At 69.3% G+C, this 19,670-nt stretch carries 20 protein-coding genes; 16 read left to right on the plus strand and 4 right to left on the minus strand.

Features of this window, described 5'->3' with window-relative positions; genetic code table 11:
* Window positions 1–148: 148 nt before the first annotated feature.
* Complete coding sequence (locus ACVCL3_RS11305) at window positions 149–1,162, minus strand: class 1 fructose-bisphosphatase (RefSeq protein ID WP_447101328.1); 1,014 nt, start codon at window positions 1,160–1,162, stop codon at window positions 149–151.
* 244 nt (window positions 1,163–1,406) lie between these two features.
* On the opposite strand from ACVCL3_RS11305, the gene ACVCL3_RS11310 reads away from it, so the two are divergent.
* The 8 genes from ACVCL3_RS11310 to ACVCL3_RS11345 all read left to right on the plus strand — a co-directional run bounded on the left by ACVCL3_RS11310 (window position 1,407) and on the right by ACVCL3_RS11345 (window position 7,688).
* Window positions 1,407–2,015 (plus strand): DJ-1/PfpI family protein, encoded by a 609-nt coding sequence (locus tag ACVCL3_RS11310; protein ID WP_447101329.1) that lies wholly within the window; start codon window positions 1,407–1,409, stop codon window positions 2,013–2,015.
* A gap of 10 nt (window positions 2,016–2,025) precedes the next feature.
* Complete coding sequence (locus ACVCL3_RS11315) at window positions 2,026–2,253, plus strand: hypothetical protein (protein WP_447101330.1); 228 nt, start codon at window positions 2,026–2,028, stop codon at window positions 2,251–2,253.
* Between the two features lie 35 nt (window positions 2,254–2,288).
* Window positions 2,289–2,918, plus strand: coding sequence for a glutathione S-transferase family protein (locus ACVCL3_RS11320; protein WP_447101331.1), 630 nt, complete (start codon window positions 2,289–2,291; stop codon window positions 2,916–2,918).
* A 95-nt stretch (window positions 2,919–3,013) separates the two neighbouring features.
* A complete protein-coding gene (locus ACVCL3_RS11325; RefSeq protein ID WP_395120738.1) occupies window positions 3,014–3,718 on the plus strand; it encodes a helix-turn-helix transcriptional regulator in 705 nt (234 codons plus the stop codon).
* A gap of 107 nt (window positions 3,719–3,825) precedes the next feature.
* Window positions 3,826–5,634 (plus strand): DUF885 domain-containing protein, encoded by a 1,809-nt coding sequence (locus tag ACVCL3_RS11330; RefSeq protein WP_447101520.1) that lies wholly within the window; start codon window positions 3,826–3,828, stop codon window positions 5,632–5,634.
* A 79-nt stretch (window positions 5,635–5,713) separates the two neighbouring features.
* Window positions 5,714–6,118, plus strand: coding sequence for an MbcA/ParS/Xre antitoxin family protein (locus tag ACVCL3_RS11335; protein ID WP_447097719.1), 405 nt, complete (start codon window positions 5,714–5,716; stop codon window positions 6,116–6,118).
* A gap of 146 nt (window positions 6,119–6,264) precedes the next feature.
* Window positions 6,265–6,999 (plus strand): RES family NAD+ phosphorylase, encoded by a 735-nt coding sequence (locus ACVCL3_RS11340; protein ID WP_447097720.1) that lies wholly within the window; start codon window positions 6,265–6,267, stop codon window positions 6,997–6,999.
* Window positions 6,996–7,688 (plus strand): SGNH/GDSL hydrolase family protein, encoded by a 693-nt coding sequence (locus ACVCL3_RS11345; RefSeq protein WP_447101332.1) that lies wholly within the window; start codon window positions 6,996–6,998, stop codon window positions 7,686–7,688. Before ACVCL3_RS11340 ends, ACVCL3_RS11345 begins: the two co-directional genes overlap by 4 nt.
* Before the next feature lie 6 nt (window positions 7,689–7,694).
* On the opposite strand, the gene phhA is transcribed toward ACVCL3_RS11345, so the two are convergent.
* Window positions 7,695–8,588 carry a phenylalanine 4-monooxygenase gene (phhA, locus tag ACVCL3_RS11350; RefSeq protein WP_447101333.1) on the minus strand — a complete coding sequence of 298 codons (894 nt, stop codon included), beginning with the start codon at window positions 8,586–8,588 and terminating at the stop codon, window positions 7,695–7,697.
* Window positions 8,589–8,726: 138 nt separating this feature from the next.
* Here phhA and ACVCL3_RS11355 point away from each other — a divergent pair, with 138 nt between their 5' ends.
* The 4 genes from ACVCL3_RS11355 to ACVCL3_RS11370 all read left to right on the plus strand — a co-directional run bounded on the left by ACVCL3_RS11355 (window position 8,727) and on the right by ACVCL3_RS11370 (window position 14,489).
* Window positions 8,727–9,203, plus strand: a complete 477-nt coding sequence (locus tag ACVCL3_RS11355) for an Lrp/AsnC family transcriptional regulator (RefSeq protein ID WP_395120733.1) — start codon at window positions 8,727–8,729, stop codon at window positions 9,201–9,203.
* Window positions 9,204–9,275: 72 nt separating this feature from the next.
* Complete coding sequence (locus ACVCL3_RS11360) at window positions 9,276–10,076, plus strand: lysophospholipid acyltransferase family protein (protein WP_447101334.1); 801 nt, start codon at window positions 9,276–9,278, stop codon at window positions 10,074–10,076.
* Window positions 10,073–11,092 carry a YheT family hydrolase gene (locus tag ACVCL3_RS11365; protein ID WP_447097724.1) on the plus strand — a complete coding sequence of 340 codons (1,020 nt, stop codon included), beginning with the start codon at window positions 10,073–10,075 and terminating at the stop codon, window positions 11,090–11,092. Before ACVCL3_RS11360 ends, ACVCL3_RS11365 begins: the two co-directional genes overlap by 4 nt.
* 25 nt (window positions 11,093–11,117) lie before the next feature.
* Window positions 11,118–14,489 carry a GH92 family glycosyl hydrolase gene (locus ACVCL3_RS11370; protein ID WP_447101335.1) on the plus strand — a complete coding sequence of 1,124 codons (3,372 nt, stop codon included), beginning with the start codon at window positions 11,118–11,120 and terminating at the stop codon, window positions 14,487–14,489.
* A 109-nt stretch (window positions 14,490–14,598) separates the two neighbouring features.
* Here ACVCL3_RS11370 and ACVCL3_RS11375 read toward each other — a convergent pair whose 3' ends face one another.
* A complete protein-coding gene (locus ACVCL3_RS11375) occupies window positions 14,599–15,216 on the minus strand; it encodes a 2OG-Fe(II) oxygenase (RefSeq protein WP_447101336.1) in 618 nt (205 codons plus the stop codon).
* 370 nt (window positions 15,217–15,586) lie between these two features.
* Window positions 15,587–17,062, minus strand: a complete 1,476-nt coding sequence (locus tag ACVCL3_RS11380; protein ID WP_447101337.1) for an AAA family ATPase — start codon at window positions 17,060–17,062, stop codon at window positions 15,587–15,589.
* 99 nt (window positions 17,063–17,161) lie between these two features.
* Here ACVCL3_RS11380 and ACVCL3_RS11385 point away from each other — a divergent pair, with 99 nt between their 5' ends.
* From ACVCL3_RS11385 to ACVCL3_RS11400, 4 genes are all read left to right on the plus strand, one after another.
* Window positions 17,162–18,268: a PQQ-dependent sugar dehydrogenase gene (locus ACVCL3_RS11385; protein ID WP_447097728.1), complete on the plus strand. Its 1,107-nt coding sequence runs from the start codon at window positions 17,162–17,164 to the stop codon at window positions 18,266–18,268.
* A 110-nt stretch (window positions 18,269–18,378) separates the two neighbouring features.
* Window positions 18,379–19,002 carry a YbhB/YbcL family Raf kinase inhibitor-like protein gene (locus ACVCL3_RS11390; protein WP_447101338.1) on the plus strand — a complete coding sequence of 208 codons (624 nt, stop codon included), beginning with the start codon at window positions 18,379–18,381 and terminating at the stop codon, window positions 19,000–19,002.
* 104 nt (window positions 19,003–19,106) lie between these two features.
* Window positions 19,107–19,262 (plus strand): DUF1328 domain-containing protein, encoded by a 156-nt coding sequence (locus tag ACVCL3_RS11395; protein ID WP_395120724.1) that lies wholly within the window; start codon window positions 19,107–19,109, stop codon window positions 19,260–19,262.
* A 40-nt stretch (window positions 19,263–19,302) separates the two neighbouring features.
* Window positions 19,303–19,665, plus strand: a complete 363-nt coding sequence (locus tag ACVCL3_RS11400) for a DUF883 family protein (RefSeq protein WP_395120723.1) — start codon at window positions 19,303–19,305, stop codon at window positions 19,663–19,665.
* Window positions 19,666–19,670 lie beyond the last annotated feature (5 nt).

Here is a 19,670-nt window from a genome sequence, read left to right on the forward strand (position 1 = left end):
CAACGGCATGACGTGACAGCCAAGTGCGGTAGGGCGGGCTCTGCCCGCCGGTTCCTGCATCGCAAGTCGGAATGGCCGAAAAAGCCGGTGGGTAGAGCCCGCCCTACGCTTCAAGCGAGAACCGGCGGGCATGGGCCGCCATTCGGCCTCAATTCGCGGCGGCGGCTTCGAGGTGGTAGTTGGTGGCCACCTCGACTTCTTCCTTCGAACCGAGGAACACCGGCACGCGCTGGTGCAGGCCGGTCGGCTGCACCTCCATGATGCGCTGGCGGCCGGTGGTGGCCGCGCCGCCGGCCTGCTCGATGATGAATGCCATCGGATTGGCCTCGTACATGATGCGCAGCTTGCCGCCCTGCTTCTCGATCTTCGCGTCCAGCGGGTAATAGAACACGCCGCCGCGGGTCACGATGCGGTGCACGTCGGCGACCATCGAGGCCACCCAGCGCATGTTGAAATCCTTGCCGCGCGGCCCGGTCTTGCCGGCCAGCAGTTCGCCGATATAACGCTGCATCGGCGGCTGCCAGTGGCGCTGGTTGGACATGTTGATGGCGAACTCGGTGGCCTGCCCGGGAATGCGGATATTCCGGCGGCTGAGGATGAAGCTGCCCACTTCGCGGTCCAGGGTGAACTCGTGGGTGCCGTGGCCGAAGGTCAGCACCAGCACGGTGGCCGGGCCGTACACCACGTAGCCGGCGGCGAGCTGGGTGGTGCCCGGCTGCAGGAAGTGTTCGGCCTTCGGTTCGGTGACGCCGTCCGGGCAGCGCAGCACCGAGAAGATCGTGCCGACGGAAATGTTGACGTCGATGTTGGAGCTGCCGTCCAGCGGGTCGAACAGCAGCAGGTGCTGGCCCTTGGGATAGCCGTCCGGAATCTGCTGCGGGTCTTCCATCTCCTCCGAGGCGCAGGCGGCCAGGTGGCCGCCCCAGGCGTTCGCCTCCAGCAGGATTTCGTTGGAGATCACGTCCAGCTTCTTCTGCGCCTCGCCCTGGATGTTGCCGGTGCCGGCCTCGCCCAGCACGCCGCCCAGCGCGCCCTTGCTGGTCGCCACCGCGATGCGCTTGCAGGCGCGCGCGACCACCTCGATCAGCAGCGAAAGTTCGGCGTTGATGTGGCCGGCGCGGCGTTCCTCGATCAGGAACTGGATCAGCGAGACGGGTTTCATGTCGGGTCCATGGCGTGGGAGACGCTTATTGTCGCATTTGTGAGGAGCTGGGAATCGGGAATCGGGAATAGGGAATAGGAAGAGCTGGACTCGCCAAGCTCGAAGCTTCCTGCTCCTCAGCTGCTGCGGGCGATGTTTTTCCGATTCCCTATTCCCTATTCCCTATTCCCTATTCCCGGCCTGCTGACAACACGTTGGCAGCAGGGGGTCGCCAAGCTGTACCTCCAAGACGGAGGGATACGACATGCGCGACACGGTCTATTTCGTGGCGTTCGACGGTTTTGCCGACTGGCAGGCGGCGCTGGCACTGTGCGAGATCCGTCGCCCCGGCGACTGGGAGGTGCGCACCGTGGGTTTCTCGCGGGCCATGGTGACCTCGATGGGCGGCTTGGCGGTGAAGCCCGACCTCGCCCTGGAAGGGGTCGAGCTGGCGCGGGCGGCGTTGCTGATCGTGCCCGGCGGCCATTTGTGGCTGCGCGACGAAGGGCATGCGGCGGTGGAGCTGATCGGCCGCGTGCATGCCGCCGGCGCGCCGGTGGCCGGCATCGACAGCGGCGTGCTGGCGCTGGCCCGCAGCGGATTGCTCGACCAGCGCCGGCACACCGGCAACTGGGCCGGCCAGCTGGCCGCGCAGGTGCCCGGCTATCGCGGCACGGAGCAGTTCGACGCCGAGGTGCTGGCGGTCAGCGACGACGGCGTGATCAGCGCCAGCCACCTGGGCTGCATCGAGTTCGCCCGCGAGGTGATCCACACGCTGGACCTGTACAGCGCCACCGACCGCGCCGACTGGTATCGCCTGTTCAAGCACGCGCAACTTCCGCCCTGGTGCGTCGGCGAAGCGGTGGCGGCCTGAGGAGGGCGACATGAGCACGATCCTGCAACGCATCGAGAGGGCGTATCGCCCGCTGTATCTGCATGGCTTGCTGCTGGATGGCCAGTACCGGTTGCCGAAGGCCGATCCGCCGCCGGTCGCCGGTACGGCCCCACGCACCCGGCGTGCCCTGCTGGCCACGTTGTTCCAGCTTGTTCTCCGCCCGCTTGGTTCGGGCGGCCGCCGCGGTGGCCGGATGTCCGCGGGACAGCATCGCTGAGCCGCACCATCATCCCCTGGCAAGGAGTCCATTCCATGGATCACCCACGCGTCACCTTCTTCCACGCGCCGCAGAGCCGCTCCGGCGGCACCCGCGCCCTGCTCGAGGAGCTCGGCGCCGACTACGACCTGCGCGCGCTCAACCTGAAAACCGGTGACACGCGCAAGCCGGAGTACCTGGCGATCAACCCGATGGGCAAGGTGCCGGCGATCCGCCACGGCGAGGCGCTGGTCACCGAGCAGCCGGCGGTGTTCCTGTACCTGGCTGATCTCTACCCCGAAGCCGGGCTGGCGCCGCCGCTCGGCGACCCGCTGCGCGGGCCGTATCTGCGCTGGCTGGTCTATTACGGCTCGTGCTTCGAGCCGGCGGTGGTCGACAAGTCGATGCAGCGCGAACCCGCCGCGCCCTCCACCTGTCCCTACGGCGATTACGACACCATGCTGAAGACGCTGACCGACCAGCTCGAACGCGGCCCGTACCTGCTGGGCGACACCTTCAGCGCCGCCGATGTGCTGTGGGGCACGGCGCTGAACTGGACGGTGACGTTCAAGCTGGTGCCCGAGCTGCCGGTGATCCGCGCCTACATCGACCGCGTGCTGGCGCGCCCGGCGATGCAGCGTGCCGCCGCCGCCGATGCCGCGCTGGTGGCGGCGCAGTCGGCGTGATCCGCCGGGACGGCCGCGATGGCACCGCGCTCGCGCCGCCGCGACCGTGACCTCCGACGCTGGCCGGCGCGCGCCGGCTCGGTAATCATGTACGCATGCGCCGTGCCGATCGCCTGTTCCTCATCATCCATGCGCTGCGCGGTCGGCGCACCGCGCTGCAGGCCCGCGCGCTGGCGCAGACCCTGGGCGTGTCGCTGCGCACGGTGTACCGCGACGTCGCCGACCTGCAGCTGTCCGGCGTGCCGATCGAGGGCGAGGCCGGCGTCGGCTACGTGCTGCGCAAGGGTTCGGACATCCCGCCGCTGATGTTCAACGCCGACGAGCTCGAGGCCCTGGTGGTCGGTTCGCGCTTCGTGCAGGCCTTCGCCGGCGTGCGCCTGGCCGAGAGCGCGCGGGCGGCGCTGCTGAAGATCGAGGCGGTACTGCCGCCGGACCTGCGCGAGCGCGCCGGCAGCACGCGCATCTTCGCCCCGGTCTGGCGCGACCAGCATCGCGAGGATTTCGCCGCGCTGATCGACCAGCTGCACGCGGCGATCGTCGGCAACCAGGTGCTGCGGCTGGACTATCGCGACGAGGCCGGCCAGTCCAGCGTGCGCGAGGTCGAGCCGCTGTGCCTGTCGTTCTGGGGCGGCAAGTGGACGCTGGGCGCGTGGTGCCGGCTGCGCGGGGATTTCCGCAATTTCCGTCCTGACCGCATCGGCACCGGCACGCCCACCGGCGAGGTGTTCGCCGACGTCGCCGAGCGCGGCCTGGCCGCCTACCTGCGCGCGGTGGGCGTGGATCAGCTCGCGCTGCGCTGAACGCGTTCGCCGTGTTCAAGCCGCGGTCGGCGCGTTAGGCTTGACGGGTTCGCCGGATCGCGCCGCGCTCCGCCTGCCGATTGCCCGCCAAGGAGCCCGTGTTGAAGATGACCTCCAGGATCGCCCGCCTCGCCGCACTGACGCTGGTCTTCGGCGTGTTCGCCATGGCGTCGGCGACGGCGGCGCCGGCCGCCGCCACGGGCAGCGCGGATGCGCAGTTCAAGCGCATCTACACCACCGAATGGGCGTGGCGCAGCGGCCACCCCGGCAATGCGGACGCCAGCGCTGGCGACAGCGGCCGGCTCGATGACGTCGGCGCGGCCAGCCAGCAGCGGCGGCTGGAATACTGGCAGCGCGTGATGACGCAGCTCGACGCGATCGACGTGGCGCAGCTGTCGCCGGGCAATCGGGTCAACTTCGAGGTCTACCACGCGCAGATCGGCAACCTGCTGGCCGACCAGAAGTTCAAGGCCTGGCAGATGCCGTTCAACAGCGACTCCGCGTTCTGGTCGGACATCGGCTACGAGCTCGGCGGCGACCGCCTGCGCAGTGTCGACGACTACCGCAAGTACCTCGACCGGCTGGACCAGATCCCGGCCTATTTCGACCAGCAGATCGCCAACATGCGCCTCGGCCTGAAACGCGGCTTCAGCGTGCCGCGCGAAGTGCTCAAGGGCCGCGACGTCTCCATCGCGGCGGTGGCGGATCTGAAAGACCCCACGCAGAGCAGCTTCTACAAGCCGTTCAAGCAGCTGCCCGCCACGATCCCCGCCGACCAGGCGCAGGCGCTGCAGGGCCAGGCGCTGCAGCACATCCGCGACGACGTGATCCCGGCCTATGCCAAGCTGCTGAAGTTCTTCCGCGACGAGTACGTGCCGCAGGCGCGCACCACGCTGGCAGCCGAGGCGCTGCCCGACGGCAAGGCGTTCTACCGCCAGCAGATCCGCGAGTACACCACGCTCGACCTCAGCCCGGATGCGATCCACAAGATCGGCCTGGAACAGGTGGCGAAGATCCACGCGCGGATGCTGGAGGTGATGAAGGAGACCGGCTTCAAGGGCGACTTCCCGGCCTTCCTGGCCTTCCTGCGCAGCGATCCGCAGTTCTACGCCAAAACCCCGCAGGAGCTGCTCGACAAGAGCGCGTGGGTGGCCAAGGAAGTGGACGGCCAGATGGCCAAATTCTTCGGCCACCTGCCGCGTTCGCGCTTCGCCATCGTGCCGGTGCCGGCCGACATCGCGCCGTACTACACCTCCGGCCGCGGCGGCGCCGACGCCTACCTGGTCAACACCTACGATCTGCCCTCGCGGCCGCTGTACAACATGCCGGCGCTGACCCTGCACGAGTCGTATCCGGGCCACGCGCTGCAACTGGAACTGGCCGAGGAGCGGCATGACCAGCCGGCATTCCGCCGCAATGGCTACATTTCCGCCTATGGCGAGGGCTGGGGCCTGTATTCGGAATACCTCGGCAACGAGATGGGCATCTACAAGACGCCCTACGAGAAGTTCGGCTTCCTCACCTACCAGATGTGGCGCGCGTGCCGGCTGGTGGTCGATACCGGCATCCACCACCTGGGCTGGACGCGGCAGCAGGCGATCGACTACCTGACCGGCAATACCGCGCTGTCCGACCGCGAGATCGCCAACGAGGTCGACCGCTACATCAGCTGGCCCGGCCAGGCGCTGTCCTACGAGCTCGGCTACCTGAAGATCCGCGAGCTGCGCGAAAAGGCGGAACAGGCGCTGGGCGCAAAGTTCGACCTCCGCCACTTCCACGATACCGTGCTGTCCACCGGCTCGGTGCCGCTACCGGTGCTGGAGAAGCGCATCGACCACTTCATTGCCGACGGCGGCCCGGAACCGGATTTCGGCTGCGACTGCGCCAAGGCGAAGGGCACCGGCGACGGCGCCTGAACGCGGTCCGGGCGGACTGGGCAGGAAACTTCACGGATGTAGTAATATCAAGGCGTACTTCACAGGGAGAGTCACCGCCATGACCGCCCGCCTCGCCGAAGCCTCGCCGCGTTACGCGCCGCCCGCCGATACCCTGGGACCACCCGCCTTGCGCGGCTTCTTCCGCCTCGCCGAGGCATGGCAGCTGCGCACGGCCGAGCAGCGCCGCCTGCTCGGCGACCCGCCCGAATCCACCTTCTACAAGTGGAAGCGCGAGCAGGGCGGCAGCCCGGGCCGCGACACGCTCGAACGCATCAGCTACCTGCTCGGCATCTGGAAGTCGCTGCAGATCCTGTTTCCCGACCCGGCCCAGGCCGACGCCTGGCTGCACAAGCCGAACGCGGCCCCGCTGTTCGGCGGCCACTCCGCGCTCGAACGCATGCTGTCGGGCAACGTCGCCGACCTGTATGTGGTGCGCCAGTACCTGGACGCGCAGCGCGGCTGATCGCAGCCCGCGATACATCCATCCGCGACGCTGCGATACCCCCGCAGGAGCGCACTTGTGCGCGATGCTCTTCGCGTTGGGCCTGAAACAAAAGCATCGCGCACAAGCGCGCTCCTGCGGGGTTGATGCCTGTCCACGGAAAACCGATGCCGCCCTCGTTGCCACCCGTCAAACGCATCCGCTGGAGCCACGCCTTCCGCATCGTGCCCAGCCGCTTTCCGCCGGTCGGCGTGTACGACCGCATCGCCGCCCCGGCCGACATCGACGCGCTGTTCGCGGTCGAGGCGCTGACCAATCCGCGCCTGCGCGAGGAAGCCGATGCGCTGAAGCTGGTGCCGAAGGAGCACCGCATCAGCGGCCCCGGCTCCACGCCGGTGATGGCCGCGTTCACCCATCTCAACCCGGAGGGCAGCCGTTTCTCCGACGGCACGTGGGGCGTGTTCTACGCCGCGCACAGCGTGGCCACCGCGGTGGAGGAAACCGTGTACCACCGCGAGCGCTTCCTCGCCGCCACCGCCGAGCCGCCGTGCAGCATCCAGATGCGCTGCTACCGCACCAGCGTGGACAGCCGCCTGCACGACATCCGCGGCGGCTGGAAGGCCGAGCACGATCCGGACGCCTATGTGGCCAGCGTCAAGCTGGCGCGCACGCTGCGCGACGACGGCTCCAACGGCATCGTCTACGACAGCGCCCGCCACCCGGGCGGCGAATGCCTGGCCGCGTTCCAGCCCGACGTGGTCGCGCCCTGCGTGCAGTCGCAGCACCTGGTCTATCGCTGGGACGGCTCGCGCATCGCGCAGGTGCTGGAAGTCTCGGAGCTGAGCCGGCCGCAGGCGGTCGGCACGGCAAGGTCGAACCCCGCTGACGGCAGTGCACCGTGAACAGGATCGCCGCGATACTGCTGCTGTGCCTGTGCGCCGTGCCCGCGCTGGCGCGCGACAACCACGCCAACGATCACGCGCAGTGGCAGGCGGACATCGCCGCGTTCCAGGCCGCGGACCGGGCCGCGCCGCCGCCGCGCGGCGCGGTGCTGTTCATCGGCAGCTCGTCGATCCGCTTGTGGAAGACGCTGGCGGCGGACTTCCCCGGCGTGGCGACGATCAACCGCGGCTTCGGCGGTTCGCAGATCGACGACGCCACCTTCTTCGCGGACCGCCTCGTGGCGCCGTACCACCCGCGCGCGATCGTGATGTATGCCGGTGACAACGACCTGGCAGATGGCGACAGCCCGGCCCACGTGCGCGACGACTTCGCCGCCTTCGTGCGCCGCGTCCGCTCATTCGACCCCGGCGTGCCGATCGCCTTCATCGCGATCAAGCCCAGCGTGGCGCGCCGCGCGCTGTTGCCGCAGATCCGCGCGGCCAACGCGCTGGTGCGCGAATACGCGACGACACAGCAGGGCGTGGCCTATGTCGACGTGTTCACGCCGATGCTGGGCCCGGATGGCCAGCCGCAGCCGCGCTGGTTCGGGCCGGACGGCCTGCACATGAACCGGCGCGGTTACGCGCTATGGATCGAGCGGCTCAAGCCGTGGGTGGAGGCGCACGGCAAATCCGCCGCGCGCCCGTGACCGGGCTCAGGTATCCGCGTTGGTCGCCCAGCCGACCCGGTCGCCGCGGGTGAACACGCGGTCCGTGTCCAGCACGTCGCCGGCGGCGTGCGCCGGCTGGTCGTGCAGCCGGGCGTAGATCGGCGTGAAGTCCGGCCGGGTCGCCTCGAACAGCTGCGCGAAGTCGTCGATCACGAAGTAGGTCTGCTGGTAGGTGTCGATGCGGTAGCGCGTGCTCATCACGCGCTCCAGGCCGAAGCCGATGCGGTTGGGCGAGGGCGAATCGAGGCAGTAGATCGACTCGCCCTTGGAGCTGACGATGCCGGCGCCGTAGATGCGCATGCCCTCGGGCGTGTTCATCAGGCCGAACTCCACCGTGTACCAGTACAGCCGGGTGAGGTTCATCAGCGCCTCGGGCCCGATCGCGAACGCCTTCATGCCGCCGCGGCCGTAGGCCTGCATGTAGTCGGCGAACACCGGGTTGAGCAGCAGCGGCACGTGGCCGAACAGGTCGTGGAACAAGTCCGGTTCGCTCAGGTAGTCGAGCTGGTCGGGCTTCCTGATCCACCAGCTGACCGGGAAGCGGCGGTTGGCCAGGTGGTCGAAGAACACCTCGTCCGGCAGCAGGCCTTCCACCGCCACCACCTGCCAGCCGGTGGCGGCGCCGAGCACCACGTTGAGCTCGTTGAACTTCGGGATGCCGCCGTCGCCGAGGCCGAAGCGCTCCACGCCCTCCATGAATTCGCGACAGGCGCGCCCGGGCAGCAGCTCGCGCTGTCGCTTGAACAAGGTGTCCCACACGTCATGGTCGGTGTTGCTGTAACTCGTCCACGGCTGCTCGACCACGCCGGTGGCGTAAACCGGCACGTAGCCGCGGTCGGTCTGCTGGTGTTCGATCTTGCGCGGTGCGGGGGCTTCCATGGCGGGTCTCCGGAGACAGCGGGTTCGAACGGCCAGCTTAGGCCGAATGGCGGGCACGAAGCTTGTTTTGTTGCCGGATGCAGCGCCATGGTTGCACTATTCTTGCTCGGATCACGCCAAACGTCGGAGAATCTTGCCATGGCCACGCTGGACCGCACCGACCTGCGCATCCTCGCCGTGCTGCAGGGCGAGGGCCGCATCAGCAATGCCGAGCTGGCCGAGCGGGTCAACCTGTCGCCATCGGCCTGCCTGCGCCGGCTGCAGCGGCTGGAATCGGCGCAGATCATCACCGGCTACGCCGCCCAGGTCGATCCGCAGGCGGTGGGCCTGGGGCTGCAGGCGTTCGTGCGGGTGCAACTGGCCAAGCACGAACACGCCGCGGTGGAGCGTTTCGTGGAACGGGTCAACGGCTGGCACGAGGTCGTCGCCTGCCACGCGCTGACCGGCGACATGGATTACCTGCTGCACGTCTACGTCGCCGACCTGGCCGATTTCTCGCGCTTCCTGCTCGATCATCTGCTGAACGCCAGCGGCGTGGCCGACGTCAATTCCAGCTTCGTGCTGCGCACGGTGAAGCGCTCGCCCTCGCTGCCGCTGCAGCATCTGCAGCGGTGAGGCGCAGGCGGCCGGTCCGTTCAGCGCCGGCATGGGCGCACGGCCGCCGACTAACGTTAAACTAACTCGTTGATGAGCCTCGACACCGCCACTTCCGCCGACCGCGACCTGCTGCGCCCGCTGCGTTACCTGTGGCGGGTGCCGCTGTTGCTGGTGCATGCCGTGCTGGCGGTCCTGCTGGCCGGGCTGGTGATGAGCTGGAACGGCCATCGCGTGATGCGCGACGGCCGCGAGCCGTTCCCGCACCGGCTGGTGCGCTGGTGGTCGCTCGGCCTGATGCGCATCTTCGGCTTGCGTGCGGTGCGTGTGGGCCAGCCGCTGCCCGATCCGGTGCTGTTCGTCGCCAACCACACCTCGTGGATCGACATCGAGCTGCTGCACAGCCAGCGCGCCGCCTGCTTCGTGGCCAAGGCGGAGATCGCCGGCTGGCCGCTGGTCGGCTGGCTGGCGGCCAACGGCGGCACCATCTTCCACCGGCGCGGCAACAACCATTCGCTGGCTGCGGTGATGGCGGTGATGGTCGAGCGCCTGCGCGCGGGGCGCTCGGTGGCGGTGTTCCCCGAAGGCGGCAGCGGCTACAACGGCGTGCTCAGGGTGTTCCACGCGCGTATCTTCCAGGCCGCGCTGGAAGCCGACGTGCCGGTGCAGCCGGTGGCGCTGCGCTTCGCCCGCGACGGCCGCCGCGTGATCGACGCCGGCTTCCGCGAGCACGAGAGTTTCCTGGCCAACTTCCTGCGCCTGCTGGGCGAGCCGCCGATGGATGCCGAGGTGCATTTCCTGGGTACGGTGCCGGCCAGCGCGGAGGGCCGCCGGCGCATGGCCGAGCAATCGCGCGAACGCATCGCCGCCGCACTGGCGGACCGCTCTGCATGACGCTGCCCCGGGGCAAGGATTTCCGCCCGCCCTGGCCCCTGCGCAGCGGCCATGTCCAGACCATGCTGTCTTCCAGCGGCGTGCGCCGCCTGCTGCTGCCGCGTGCGGCGAAGACCGTGCTGCAGGGCGCCGAGCCGGTGGTGCTCGACGGCGGCGGCGGCGTGCGCCTGAGCGGCGCCTACACCGCGCAGAAGACCCGTCCGCAGTCGCGCGGCCTGGCCGTGCTGTTCCACGGCTGGGAAGGCAGCGTCGATTCCACTTATGTGCTGCAGACCGGCAGTCGCCTGCTCGCCGACGGCTGGGACATCTTCCGGCTCAACTTCCGCGACCATGGCGACAGCCACGGCCTCAACGAGGCGCTGTTCCACTCCTGCCGGCTTGACGAAGTGGTGCATGCGCTGGGCGAGATCGCCACGCGCTGGGGCGCGCGGCCGATGGCGGTGGCCGGCTTCTCGCTGGGCGGCAACTTCGCCCTGCGCGCGGCGATGCAGACTTCGCGCGTGGGTATTCCGCTCAGTTACGCGCTGGCGGTGTGCCCGATCATCGATCCGGCGGTGGGCCTGTTTTCGCTGGAGGAAACGGCGCCGTGGTTCTATCAGGCGTACTTCATGCGCAAGTGGCGGCACTCGCTGCTGCTCAAGCAGAAGGCGTTTCCGCAGCACCAGTATTTCGAGATGTCGGAGTTGAAGAAGCACCTGCGCGGGCTCACCGAGGCGCTGGTGCTGCGGCATACGGACTTCAAGTCGCTGCAGCAATATCTGGACGGCTATTCGGTGGCCGGCGACGCGATGCTGGCGATGCAGGTCCCGGCCACCATCCTCACCGCGAAAGACGATCCGGTGATCCCGGTCGACAGCTTCGAGCAGCTGCGCCTGCCGCCCAACGTCGAGCTGGATATCGCCGACTTCGGCGGCCACTGTGGCTTCATCCGCGGCGGCGACATGGTCAGCTACACCGACGACTACATCGCGGCGCGCTTCAACGCACTGGCCGACGGCACGTCGCCGATCGGCTGAGAACCTGGCGGCGCAAGGGGGCGACATGGGGCGAGCACGCGACACGATCCGCCGGCACGCGATGCGCGGCGTGCGCCTCGCCCTGTGGCTGGCCGTCCTGCCGGGCGGGCTGGCGCCGGCGGCGACGCCCGCGGCCACGACCTTCCTGCGCTCGTTCGAACCGGCCGAACCGGCACCGCTGGCGGGCGCGCCCGACCCGCGCTTCAACGTCGCCGTCGCCGGTGGTCCCGGTCAGGCGGCGGCACTCACCGCCAAGCCGGGCGTCGGCTTCAGCGGCCTGCATTCGCTGCGCTACCGCGGCGAGGCGGGCGGACAACAGCAGGTCGCGCTGTACGCGGTGAACCTGCCGGTACATGCGGACACGCAGCTGTCCTACCTGCTGTTTCCCGTGTCCAACGCGGGCGACCTGCGCAACCCGGCCAATTACGTGGCGGTGGACCTGCTGTTCGACGACGGCAGTCGGCTGTCCAGCCGCGGCGCACGCGACCAGCACCGCCTCGGCGCGTCGGCGCGTGCGCAGGGCGAGGGCCGCGTGCTGTACCCGGATCAGTGGAACTACCTGGCGGTCGACGTCGGCGCGGTGGCCGCCGGTCGCACGATCAAGCGCATCGTGCTGGCGCATGACGGTCCGGCCGCCAGCTTCGAGGGCTATCTGGATGATCTGCGTATCGGCCCCGCGCCGAGCGACACGCGCCGGCGCCCGAGCGACTTCGTCGACACCCGCCGTGGCACGAATTCCAACGGCCGCTTCTCGCGCGGCAACAACTTCCCCGCGGTGGCCGTGCCGCACGGTTTCAATTTCTGGACGCCGGTGACCGACGCCGGTTCGAACTGGATGTACCAGTACCAGCAGCGCAACGGCGCCGACAACCGCCCGCGGCTGGAGGCGTTCGCGCTGTCGCACGAGCCGAGTCCGTGGATGGGCGACCGGCAGACCTTCCAGCTGATGCCGGCGGCGGTCGCCCGCGGCGCGCCCAGCGCGAAACGCGCGACGCGCGCGTTGAGCTTCAGCCACGCGAACGAGACCGCGCACGCGCATGCCTACCGCGTTGCCTTCGACGACGGCATCGTCACCGAGATCGCGCCGACCGACCACGCCGCGATGTTCCGCTTCACCTTCACCGGGGACCGCTCGCAGCTGGTGTTCGACAACCGCGACGACCACGGCGGCATCGTGCTCGACCCGGCGACACGCAGCTTCAGCGGCTGGTCCGACGTGAAGAGCCGGTTGTCCGCCGGCGCCACCCGGCTGTTCTTCTACGGCACGGTCGACCAACCGGTCAGCGAGAGCGGGCGGCTCACCGGCGAGGGCCGCGACCACGTCGCCGCGTGGTTCGGCTTCGACACCTCGAAGACGAGAGTGGTGAACCTGCGCATCGCCACCTCGCTGATCGGCGTGGCGCAGGCGCGGCACAACCTGGCACTGGAGATCGCGCCGGGCGACAGCTTCGACGACGTGCGCGAGCGGGCGCAGCGGCAATGGGACCAGCAGCTCGGCATCATCAAGGTGAGCGGCGCCAGCGCCGACGAGCTGACCACGCTGTATTCCAACCTCTACCGCCTGTTCCTGTATCCGAACGAGGCGTACGAGAACACCGGCAGCGCCGCGCAGCCGCACTGGCAGTACGCCAGCCCGTTCTCCGCGCCCACCGGCAAGGACACGGCCATGCACACCGGCGCGCGCATCGTCGACGGCAAGCCGTACGTCAACAACGGCTTCTGGGACACTTATCGCACCGCGTGGCCGGCCTACGTGCTGCTCGCGCCGACGCAAGCCGGCGAGATGATCGACGGCTTCGTGCAGCAGTACCGCGACGGCGGCTGGATCGCGCGCTGGTCGTCGCCTGGCTACGCCGACCTGATGGTCGGCACCAGCGCCGACGTCGCGTTTGCCGACGCCTGGCTGAAGGGCGTGCGCCACTTCGACGTGCGCGCGTTCTACCAGTCCGCGCTGAAGGACGCGACCGTGGTCAGCCCGCTCGCGGGCACCGGCCGCAAGGGGCTGCAGCGCTCGATCTTCAACGGCTACACCGACACCGCCGTCGACGAAGGGCTGTCCTGGTCGATGGACGGCTACATCAACGACTTCGCGATCGGCAATCTCGCCGCCGCGCTGGCGGCCGCGCCGGCTGCGGACGACCCGTACGCCGCGCACTACGCCGACGACGCGGCGTACTTCCACCAGCGTGCGCTGGGCTACGTCAACCTGTTCGATCCCGCCGTCGGCTTCTTCGTCGGCCGCGACGCGAAGGGCAAGTGGCGCTACGACGCGAAGCATTTCGACCCGCTGCGCTGGGGCGGCGACTACACCGAGACCAACGCCTGGAACATGGCCTTCCACGCACCCCAGGACGGCGCCGGCCTCGCCTCGCTGTATGGCGGTCGCGCCGGACTCGCGGCGAAACTCGACGCGTTCTTCGCCACCCTGGGCGAGTTCCACGTCGGCAGCTACGGCGAGCCGATCCACGAGATGCTGGAGGCGCGCGACGTGCGCATGGGCCAGTACGGCCACAGCAACCAGCCCTCGCACCACATCGTCTACATGTACGACGTTGCCGGCCAGCCGTGGAAGACGCAGGACAAGGTGCGCGACGTGCTCAGCCGTCTCTACGTCGGCAGCGAGATCGGCCAGGGCTATCCCGGCGACGAGGACAACGGCGAGATGTCCGCGTGGTACCTGTTCAGCGCCGCCGGCTTCTATCCGCTGCGCATGGGCACGCCGGCATACGTGATCGGCGCGCCGTACTTCCCGCACATGGACATTGCGCTGGATAACGGCAGGCACATCGTGATCGATGCGCCGGCGGTGAGCGACACCAACCGCTACGTGCAGGGCCTGCGCGTCAACGGCCAGCCATGGAACAAGCTGACCCTGCCGCACGCGCTGCTTGCGCAGGGCGCCACGCTCGAATTCCTCATGGGGCCGACGCCCTCACGCTGGGCCAGCGACGAGGCCGCACTGCCGCCGTCACTGACCCCCCACGGCCGGCCGCAGCCGTTGCGCGATCCCGGTGCCGCCACCAGCAGCACGCCGACCATCGCCGGCCTGCCCGCGTTGTTCGACAACGACTCCGCCAGCGAAGCCGTGTTGCCCGCAACGTCGACCACGATCGCCTGGCACTATGCCGCGCCGCGCCGGGTCGCCCTGCTCACCCTGACCTCGGCGGCCAGGGCCGCCGCGCCGTCGGGCTGGCAGCTGCAGGCTTCCGTCGACGGCCACCACTGGCGCACGCTGGATACCCGCCAACAGCAACGCTTCGCCTGGCCGCGGCAGACCCGGGCGTTCGCCGTGCCGGCGCCGGGCGAGTACGCGCACTACCGGCTGCACTTCGACGCGGCACCGGACGCATCGCCCCGCGCCCTCGCCGAAATCGAACTGCTCGGACCCACCCCGTAGGCGGGGCGCTGCCTGCCGGCCGTTGCCTTCCGCGTTCGTGACGAAAGGCGGCGGACAGTGTCCGCCCCACGGAACCGCGCACCGCCCGTAGGCGCCCGCGAGCGGGCTCCTACGGGTTGGTGGCGGCAAGGCCGCGCTGGCGCATCCAGCACGCAATGCTCATGCGGTCGCGGCTGGCAGGCAGCACCTCGTGCTCGAACTGCGCCGACAGGAACAGCAGCAGGGTGCCCGCCTGCGGAAGGATGTCGCGCGAGGAACCATCGGCCAGGTACAGCCGCAGTGCCCCGCCGTCGACCTCCCGCCAATCCTCGTTGAGATAGAACACCGCCGACACCACCCGCGCGTCGCTGTGGCGCAGGCGGTCGCGATGACGCGCATAGCGCGCGCCCGGCCGATACACCGCGTAGTGCGCTTCGTACTCGACCAGGCCCAGCATCAGCTCGCGGTTGAGCACGCCGCGCAACACGTCGATGCGATCGGCGAAGGCCTGCTGCGGCGCGCTCATCGCGCCTTCGGCGAACCAGCGCGTGCGGTCGCCGCGCCGCGCCGCGTCGAGCTGCCCGATGCCGGTGCCTGCAGGCTGCAGCTGTCCGGCGTCATGCAACGCCGCGCACTCGGCCGCCAGCGCGCGGATCTGCGCCGGCTCCAGCAGGTCGTGCACGACGCACCAGCCGTCGCTCGCCAGCGCGTCCGCCGCGGCGTGGAATGAGGAGTTGCCGGAATTCATCGAGCGCCTCGGGATGCACGACGTTGCCGATCCGGTGCGGGCCTGTCGTGGCCGGCGCGGAAAGGTTGCCGCGGAGATGCCGGTGGGTCGGTCCCGTCAGCCGTGCGGCGCCGGCAGCATAAGTCGAAACGTCCTCAGCGCGGCGGCCGTCGCAACGGATCGAGCAGGCCCCGCAGGCCGTTGCGGTCGATCTCCAGCGCCAGCGCCAGCAACCGCCCCCCATTGCCCCGGCGGAAACCCCTCGCGCGCGAACCAGGCCGGCAGGTCGGCCAGCAGCCGGCCCGCGCCCCGTGTCGTCGCCCTCGACAGGGAGACAGCCGCCGTGGCCGGCTGTTGCGCGCTCTCTGCAAGGGCGATTTGCTGCCCGTGTTCAGTCCGCCGCCACGCAGCGCCCCTGCGCCCACGCGCGCAGCGTGTCCACCTGTTCGCGCATCAGCACCGACAGCGGGCGGGTCTGTTGCAGGGCGTGGAGCAGGGCGGCCTGGTCCGGGCCATTGCCTTGGCCGGCGGTGTCGTACAGCGCGCTGACGATGGACTGCTCGATCTCGGCGCCGGAGAAACCCTCGCTGGCGGCGGCCAGCGCGGGCAGCTCGAAGTTCGCCGGGTCGAGCTGGCGGCGCTTGAGGTGCAGGGCGAAGATTTCCCCGCGCACCGATTCGCTCGGCAGGTCGACGAAGAAGATCTCGTCGAAGCGGCCCTTGCGCAGCAGCTCGGCGGGCAGCTCCTGCACCGCGTTGGCGGTGGCCACGGTGAACACCTTGGCCTTGCGTTCGGCCATCCAGGTCAGCAGGTAGCCGAGCACGCGGCGCGACACGCCGCCATCGTCGCCGCCGCTGGCCAGGCCCTTCTCGATCTCGTCGATCCACAGCACGCAGGGGCTCAGCAGCTCGGTGCTGGTCAGCGCCTCGCGCAGGTTCTTCTCGGTCTCGCCCTGGTACTTGTTGTACAGCGTGCCGAAATCCAGCCGCACCAGCGGCACGCCGAAGCCGCCGGCGATTGCCTTCGCCGCGAGGCTCTTGCCGCAACCCTGCACGCCCAGCAGCAGCACGCCCTTGGGCGGGTCCAGTCGCGGCGCGGTTTCGGGCGAGAGGAACACCGGGCGGCGGCGCTGCACCCATTCGCGCACGCGCGCGACGCCGGCGATGTCGGCGAAGCTGGCGGTGGCGTATTCGTAATGCAGCAGGCCGGAGCGGTTGAGCAGGTTGAACTTGGACTGCATCAGCACCGGCAGGTCGTTCGGGCCGAGCGCGCCGTCGGCGTAGATCAGCTTGCGCACGATGCGCCGCGCGTCCGGCGCGGTCAGGCCGAGCAGGTTGCGCACGATGGTGCGCGCGGCGTCGTTGTCCACCTCGATCTTGCGGCCCTGTTCGCGCTGCCAGCCGGCAGCCTCGCCGCGCAGGATGCCGGCGAGCTCCTTGATGTCCGGCAGCGACAGCGGCACGCGCAGGGCCAGCGCCTCCAGCCCCGCGGGCAGCTCGATCTTCGCGCCCACCAGCACGATGGTGTGCGCCGCCGAGCGCTGGCGCTGCACGATCTCGCGCAGCTGGCGCAGGCTGCGCGCGTAGTCCAGCAGCGAATGGAAGTCGAACAGCAGGTAGATGCCCGCTTCGGTCTGGGCGCGGATCGCGTCCAGCGTGGCGGTGGCGTCCGGCGACACCGCGCCGCCGTCCTGCGAAAAATCGAGGCGGCTCAGGCCGTCGGTCAGCGTCCAGCGCCACAGCGGGCGCAACGCCTGTGCGATCACGTGGCGGAAGCAGTCGATCACCCGCTGCTCGTCCACGGTTTCGATGACCAGCAGCGGCGTTGCCGCGCGCACCAGCGTGGTGAGGTCGTCCAGTTCGCTCATGCCACTCCCCTGAAAGGAGCCCAGTTTAGCGGGCGGCGCTGTTTCTGGCTTCGCGCGGTCCGGGGTACATTGGTGGCCTCGCCTTGCCGGAGACTGCTCATGCGCGCGTTGCTGTCCGTGCTGCTGGTGATCCTGTCGCTGCCGCTGCTGGCGGCCCCCCGGCTGGATCGGCTGACCCTGCCTGCAGGTTTCCACATCGCCGTGTACTCCGACCAGGTGCCGAATGCGCGCGAGATCGCGTTGGGTACGCACGGCACCGTGTTCGTCGGGTCCAGCGGCGCCGGCAAGGTCTACGCGCTCACCGACGCCAACGGCGACGGCGTGGCCGAGACAGTGCGCGTGGTCGCCAGCGGCCTGCGCAACCCGATCGGCGTGGCCTTCCACGACGGCGACCTGTACGTATCGGCGATCAGCCGCATCCTCGTGCTGCGCGACATCGAGCAGCACCTGGACGCGCCGCCCGAACCCGCGCTGGTCACCGACAAGTTGCCGACCAAGGGCCATCACGGTGGCCGCTTCCTCGCCTTCGGCCCCGACGGCAAGCTGTACGTGCCGATCGGCGCGCCGTGCAACATCTGCAACGCCGGTCCCGACTACGCCAAGCTGATGCGCATGAACCCGGACGGCAGCGATTGGCAGGACGTCGCCACCGGCATCCGCAACACCGTCGGCTTCGACTGGCAGCCGGGTACGAAACACCTGTGGTTCACCGACAACGGCCGCGACATGCTGGGCGACGACGTGCCCAGCGACGAGTTGAACGAGGTCACCCGCATCGGCCAGAACTTCGGTTATCCGTATTGCCATCAGGGCGACGTGGCCGACCCCGAATTCGGCGCCGGCCACCCCTGCCGCAACTACGTGCCGCCGGTGCTCAAGCTCGGCGCCCACGTCGCCTCGCTGGGCATGCGCTTCTACACCGGCAAGCAGTTCCCGGCCAGCTACCGCGGCGCCATCCTGGTCGCCGAGCACGGCTCGTGGAATCGCACCGAGAAGTCCGGCTACCGCGTGATGACCGTGCGCCTCAGCGGCAGCAAAGTCCTCTCCTACGAACCGCTGATCACCGGTTTCCAGCAAAACCAGAGCGCCTGGGGCCGCCCGGTCGACGTGCAGCCCCTGCCCGACGGCAGCGTGCTGGTCAGTGACGACCTGGCGGGGGCGGTGTACCGGGTGACGTACAAGCAGGGAATGGGGAATGGGGAATAGGGAATAGGGAATAGGGAATCGCAAGAGCGCTTCCGGCGTTTCCCATTCTCTGCTCCCCATTCCCCATTCCCCATTCCCTATTCCCTATTCCCTATTCCCGGAGAAAATCCATGCACCTGCGCAGCGACAATTTCGACAACGGCCAGCGCATTCCCGCGCGCTTCGCCTTCGGCAAGATCGCCGATCCCTTCGCGCTGTCGGACAACCACAGCCCGCACCTCGCCTGGCGCGACGCCCCGCCGGCCACGCGCTCGTTCGTGCTCACCTGCATCGACACCGACGTGCCCAGTCGCGGCGATGACGTGAACCAGGCGGGCCGCACGGTGCCGGCGGCGTTGCCGCGGGTGGAGTTCGTGCACTGGCTGATGGCGAATATCCCGGTCGAGTGCGGCGAACTGGCCGCCGGCGCCTGCAGCGACGAGGTCACGCCGCGCGGCAAGCGCGAGCCATACGGGCCGCCGGGCAGCGTGCAGGGGGTGAACGACTACACCGGCTGGTTTGCCGGCGACGCCGAGATGGGCGGCGAATACCTGGGCTACGACGGCCCGTGCCCGCCCTGGAACGACACGTTGCTGCACCACTACCACTTCACCATCCATGCGATCGACGTCGACGCGCTGCCGCTGGTCAAGGGCTACTCGCGCGATCAGTTGCGCGCGGCGATGGCCGGCCATGTGCTGGATCAGGCCACGCTCACCGGCGTCTACAGCCTGAACCCTGCGGTGGCCGGCTGAACGAGGGCGCGTGGGCGCGGCGTGCAGGCGGCTGGCGGTATCCTTCACGCCCGCATGGCGCGTGCTGTGGGTGAATGGCACCCACCCACCACGAGGGATGCCCCATGTTGCACTACGCACTGGTTTTCCTGGTCATCGCGATCATCGCCGCGATTCTCGGCTTCGGCGGCATCGCCGGCGCCGCAGCCGGCATCGCGAAGATCCTTTTCGTCATCTTCCTGATCCTCGCGATCATCGCGTTCTTCCGCCGCGCCAGATAGCCCCCTTATCATCCAAGAGATTGCCATGTCGGAGCAGGTCATGAACCCCAAAGAGCCAACCCCCAAGCCCTCGGTCGACGAGCGCATCGACGAGCGCGCCGAGCGCGTCAAGCAGGCCACCTCGCAGGCCGTGGCCAGCACCAAGGACAAGGTCGACCGCGCCGCCGACCGCGTCGAGCAAGGCCTGCACCACGCCACCGACAAGACGGCGTCGGCGGCCCACCGCACCGTCGACAAGGCGGCCGAAGTGGGCGAGCAGGGCCGCGCCGCCTACGAGCACACCCGCGATCGCGCCGACGAGTTCCTTGAGCAGGCGCGCGAATACGTGCGCGAGAAGCCGATGCAATCGGTCGCCATCGCGCTGGGGGCCGGCTGGCTGCTTGGCCGCATCCTGCGACGTTGAGCCAC

The sequence above is a fragment of the Rhodanobacter sp. UC4437_H4 genome (genome assembly GCF_052978425.1).

What these genes read in the sequence shown, in the direction of transcription:
- ACVCL3_RS11375 (WP_447101336.1), bottom strand. Translation starts at nt 15,216, where the DNA reads ATGAATTCCGGCAACTCCTCATTCCACGCCGCGGCGGACGCGCTGGCG.
- ACVCL3_RS11305 (WP_447101328.1), bottom strand. Translation starts at nt 1,162, where the DNA reads ATGAAACCCGTCTCGCTGATCCAGTTCCTGATCGAGGAACGCCGCGCC.
- ACVCL3_RS11400 (WP_395120723.1), top strand. Translation starts at nt 19,303, where the DNA reads ATGAACCCCAAAGAGCCAACCCCCAAGCCCTCGGTCGACGAGCGCATC.
- ACVCL3_RS11380 (WP_447101337.1), bottom strand. Translation starts at nt 17,062, where the DNA reads ATGAGCGAACTGGACGACCTCACCACGCTGGTGCGCGCGGCAACGCCG.
- ACVCL3_RS11315 (WP_447101330.1), top strand. Translation starts at nt 2,026, where the DNA reads ATGAGCACGATCCTGCAACGCATCGAGAGGGCGTATCGCCCGCTGTAT.
- ACVCL3_RS11395 (WP_395120724.1), top strand. Translation starts at nt 19,107, where the DNA reads ATGTTGCACTACGCACTGGTTTTCCTGGTCATCGCGATCATCGCCGCG.
- ACVCL3_RS11360 (WP_447101334.1), top strand. Translation starts at nt 9,276, where the DNA reads ATGAGCCTCGACACCGCCACTTCCGCCGACCGCGACCTGCTGCGCCCG.
- ACVCL3_RS11385 (WP_447097728.1), top strand. Translation starts at nt 17,162, where the DNA reads ATGCGCGCGTTGCTGTCCGTGCTGCTGGTGATCCTGTCGCTGCCGCTG.
- phhA (WP_447101333.1), bottom strand. Translation starts at nt 8,588, where the DNA reads ATGGAAGCCCCCGCACCGCGCAAGATCGAACACCAGCAGACCGACCGC.
- ACVCL3_RS11365 (WP_447097724.1), top strand. Translation starts at nt 10,073, where the DNA reads ATGACGCTGCCCCGGGGCAAGGATTTCCGCCCGCCCTGGCCCCTGCGC.
- ACVCL3_RS11355 (WP_395120733.1), top strand. Translation starts at nt 8,727, where the DNA reads ATGGCCACGCTGGACCGCACCGACCTGCGCATCCTCGCCGTGCTGCAG.
- ACVCL3_RS11330 (WP_447101520.1), top strand. Translation starts at nt 3,826, where the DNA reads ATGACCTCCAGGATCGCCCGCCTCGCCGCACTGACGCTGGTCTTCGGC.
- ACVCL3_RS11320 (WP_447101331.1), top strand. Translation starts at nt 2,289, where the DNA reads ATGGATCACCCACGCGTCACCTTCTTCCACGCGCCGCAGAGCCGCTCC.
- ACVCL3_RS11340 (WP_447097720.1), top strand. Translation starts at nt 6,265, where the DNA reads ATGCCGCCCTCGTTGCCACCCGTCAAACGCATCCGCTGGAGCCACGCC.
- ACVCL3_RS11370 (WP_447101335.1), top strand. Translation starts at nt 11,118, where the DNA reads ATGGGGCGAGCACGCGACACGATCCGCCGGCACGCGATGCGCGGCGTG.
- ACVCL3_RS11325 (WP_395120738.1), top strand. Translation starts at nt 3,014, where the DNA reads ATGCGCCGTGCCGATCGCCTGTTCCTCATCATCCATGCGCTGCGCGGT.
- ACVCL3_RS11390 (WP_447101338.1), top strand. Translation starts at nt 18,379, where the DNA reads ATGCACCTGCGCAGCGACAATTTCGACAACGGCCAGCGCATTCCCGCG.
- ACVCL3_RS11310 (WP_447101329.1), top strand. Translation starts at nt 1,407, where the DNA reads ATGCGCGACACGGTCTATTTCGTGGCGTTCGACGGTTTTGCCGACTGG.
- ACVCL3_RS11335 (WP_447097719.1), top strand. Translation starts at nt 5,714, where the DNA reads ATGACCGCCCGCCTCGCCGAAGCCTCGCCGCGTTACGCGCCGCCCGCC.